We start from the raw sequence: 723 nt of genomic DNA, 5'->3' as shown, positions 1-723 counted from the left end.
GGTAACACGGGCGCTACCGGACCTCAGGGTGCTCAAGGTAACACAGGCGCTACCGGACCTCAGGGTGCTCAAGGTAACACGGGCGCTACTGGTGCTACTGGACCTCAAGGCGTTCAAGGTAACACGGGCGCTACCGGACCTCAGGGTGCTCAAGGTAACACAGGCGCTACTGGTGCTACTGGACCTCAAGGCGCTCAAGGACCTGCCGGGGCTACTGGCGCTACTGGTGCCACTGGACCTCAAGGTGCTCAAGGTAACACAGGCGCTACCGGACCTCAGGGTGCTCAAGGTAACACGGGCGCTACTGGTGCTACTGGACCTCAAGGCGTTCAAGGTAACACGGGCGCTACTGGACCTCAAGGTGCTCAAGGTAACACAGGCGCTACTGGTGCTACTGGACCTCAAGGCGCTCAAGGACCTGCCGGGGCTACTGGCGCTACTGGTGCCACTGGACCTCAAGGTGCTCAAGGTAACACAGGCGCTACCGGACCTCAAGGTGCTCAAGGTAACACAGGCGCTACCGGACCTCAGGGTGCTCAAGGTAACACGGGCGCTACTGGTGCTACTGGACCTCAAGGTGCTCAAGGTAACACAGGCGCTACTGGACCTCAAGGCGCTCAAGGACCTGCCGGGGCTACTGGCGCTACTGGTGCCACTGGACCTCAAGGTGCTCAAGGTAACACAGGCGCTACCGGACCTCAGGGTGCTCAAGGTAACACGGGC

Annotated in this window: 1 protein-coding gene; it reads left to right on the top strand. The window is 60.9% G+C overall.

Annotated features, from left to right (window positions below):
- The coding region (locus tag HMPREF1014_RS29225; protein WP_000463764.1) for a collagen-like domain-containing protein at positions 1–723 on the top strand (723 nt) is incomplete at both ends.

The organism is Bacillus sp. 7_6_55CFAA_CT2, assembly GCF_000238655.1.
In the GTDB taxonomy this organism is placed as follows: domain Bacteria; phylum Bacillota; class Bacilli; order Bacillales; family Bacillaceae_G; genus Bacillus_A; species Bacillus_A cereus.
This window is presented reverse-complemented; position numbering and strand designations above follow the sequence as displayed.